Genomic DNA, 3,008 nt, shown 5'->3' on the forward strand with positions numbered 1-3,008 from the left:
ATTTTACTGTGGAACAGGGAGAATTTGTTGCCGTAGTTGGAACTTCCGGCAGCGGTAAGTCTACATTGCTTCACATGATGGGAGGACTTGATACCCCCACTTCCGGCAGCGTGATTGTACGGGGAGAAGAACTCGCAAAAAAGAATGATGATGAATTGACAATTTTCCGCCGTTGTAACATCGGATTTATCTTCCAAAATTATAATCTGGTTCCGATTTTGAATGTATATGAAAATATCGTCCTGCCTGTGGAACTGGATGGCGATACAGTAGACCAGAAATTTATGGACGAAGTTGTGTATATGTTGGCTTTAGAAGATAAACTGGAAAATATGCCGAACAATCTTTCAGGCGGTCAACAGCAACGTGTAGCGATTGCACGAGCTTTAATTACGAAGCCTGCGATTATCCTTGCTGATGAACCGACCGGAAATCTTGATAGCAAGACCAGTGCAGATGTGTTAGGGCTTTTGAAGCATACCAGCGGAGAATTTAATCAGACCATTGTAATGATTACTCACAACAACGAGATCGCTCAACTCGCAGACCGCATTGTACGGATTGAAGATGGTAAAATTGTTGGCTAAAGGAGGTGGGAATTATGAATTATCCTTTTGAAAATGATACCAGTGCAGTAATTAAAAAATTAGCACGAAAAAGTGTGCGTTTTGATAAGAAGAAAAACTTATTTTGCCTTTCGGCAATTATTGTAGCCGTTGCTATGATAATGATGTCGTTGCTCACAGTGCAAAATATCATTTATCAAAATCAGAAAGAAATCGAAGGATTACATCAAGGGATTTTCTTTGACATTACGCAGGACAGTAAAGAAAAGTTGTTAGCAAACGAAGAAGTAAAAAGTGTAGGACTTTCCTGTAATATCAAAACAGTGAAAGAAAATTCTAAAGAACTGTCTCTGATTTATTATGATGATGACATGCTTAGTTTGATTCCTGCCTTTGACGGAAAATATCCAGAGAAAGCAAGTGAAATTGCTGTTACAGATGCCTTTTTTGCCAGTGAAAATAAGTCTCCGGAAATCAACGCCATAGTTCAGTTGAATCTGGATGGTACTTTGAAGAATTATACTATTGTTGGTATTTATCATGATAAAACTTCTACCGCTTATCCTGTTTTTGTTTCACTTGAAAAATGCCGGGAATTACGTGGAAATAACCTGCTTAATGGATATGTTTGGCTTGAAAATGCAGATACCCTTACAAAAGACGAAGCAACAGAAATATTATCTCAAATTTCAGAGGAGACTGGACTGAATAATTGGACAGTCAGCAGTTACTATGATTATGTAAATACAACTTTGTCCTTCAGTAATTATGCGGTATATGGTGTAGTTGCTGCCATTTTGTTTTTAGCTGCCGCACTTGTAATTTACAGCATTTTCTATATTTCGGTTGGACAAAAAGTTGCTGAGTTCGGACAGCTTCGGACAATAGGGGCAAGTAAAAAGCAAATTTATAAAATAGTTCTTAAACAGGGTTATATGCTTGCAGTTCCGGGGATTTTAATTGGTAGTATCATGGGAACGATCATCAGCTATTGTCTGCAATCAAAAGGCTGGTCAGTATTTGCATTTATTGTTTCTCTATGTGGCGCATGCCTTTTTGGAATACTGCTTGTTTATATTAGTGTTCGTAAACCAGCAAAAATTGCAGCGAATACTTCTCCAATTTCCGCCCTGAAAAATCCAGTGGGAATTGTAAATTACCGCACTCACAAAAGACATCGTATTACGCCTGTATATTTAGCGAAAATCAGCTTTTCCAGAAACAGAAAAAAATCTCTATTGACCATTTTATCATTGGGACTGTGCGGAGTTATATTTTTCCTTGCAGCAAGTTATCAGAGTTCTTTTAATGCCGAGAGTATGGCTCGTTATTGGGATATGAAGTACGGAGATTTCAAAATCAGCATTGATTTAGAAAACGAAAGTGAAAATTTGGATGCTCTCTTGCAGAAAGAATATTTTTCTGATTATGTAAAGCGTGTTGGAGATATAGAGGGAGTTAGCAATATATTTACTTATGCTACCGTACCAGTTGATTTCTCAACAGACAATGATATTTCAGATAGCACCTTGATGCTCGGCTATAATGAAAAGGATTTGGCGTCGCTAAATGCAGCGGTTTTGTCTGGAAATATTACTGATGATACAGAATTAGTTGTAAGTGATCCCGAACGTATTTATGATGTTTACCATTGGAAACCTCAAATTGGGGATACTGTGACCTTTAATTTCAAAAATCATAGTGGTAAAACAATAACAAAAGCATTCAAAATTGGTGCAATCACTTCCAGCAATGATGGAATGGGTGGCTATATTTTCAGAATGCCGGAAAATATGCTCAAAGAACTTGCAGGTTATGACTGTACATACGCAATCGAAATACAAGCAGAAGCTGAATATCAGGAGATAATCGAGCAAGAACTCAAATTACTCGTTTCTGACAATAGGGATGTTCGCTTACAAACCCTTCAAGATTTTATTGTAGAACACCAATCAGACAATCGTGCAGGTTTTACATTAGCTTATGCGATTGCAGCCATCTTGTGGATATTTGCGGTCATCAATCAAATCAATCTTACTGTGACAAATCTTTTATCACAGAAACAGGAAATGGGCACACTAAAATCTATTGGTATGACAAATAAGCAGTTGAAGCAAGCATTTATGATGGAAGGTCTTTTTACTACTTTGATTGCATTGCTTATAACTGCTGTTGTTGGAATCCCCGGCGGATATGCAATCGGTATATTTTTGAAAAATGCAGGCATGTCTACGGGATTTGTATTTCCGGTTGTTGCTTTTACTCTTTTTGCTGTTGCTATGTTTATGCTTGAAAGTTTGATGACAATATTGCTTATTCATTCATGGAAGAAGCAATCTGTTATTGCAATAATGCGAAATTGATGATAGAAAGCTTTTCATATCTCGGTCAGCTCCACAATTACATTACTCTGCTGATACAGCCAGTCCGTAAATTCTTTCG

2 protein-coding genes are annotated in these 3,008 nt (G+C 37.4%); both read left to right on the plus strand.

Going from position 1 to position 3,008, the window contains the following annotated elements:
• Window positions 1-587 (plus strand): ABC transporter ATP-binding protein (locus tag NE638_RS17605; protein ID WP_173746844.1); only part of this gene is annotated, 587 nt, incomplete at its 5' end.
• A 14-nt stretch (window positions 588-601) separates the two neighbouring features.
• Window positions 602-2,929 (plus strand): ABC transporter permease, encoded by a 2,328-nt coding sequence (locus tag NE638_RS17610; protein ID WP_006859032.1) that lies wholly within the window; start codon window positions 602-604, stop codon window positions 2,927-2,929.
• Window positions 2,930-3,008: the final 79 nt, after the last annotated feature.

Origin of the sequence: Blautia sp. MSK.18.38, assembly GCF_024460535.1 — a bacterium.
Classification (GTDB): Bacteria; Bacillota; Clostridia; order Lachnospirales; family Lachnospiraceae; genus Blautia_A; species Blautia_A fusiformis.

Excerpts from the sequence above, each read along its gene's own strand:
- NE638_RS17610 (WP_006859032.1), top strand. The coding sequence starts at position 602 with ATGAATTATCCTTTTGAAAATGATACCAGTGCAGTAATTAAAAAATTA.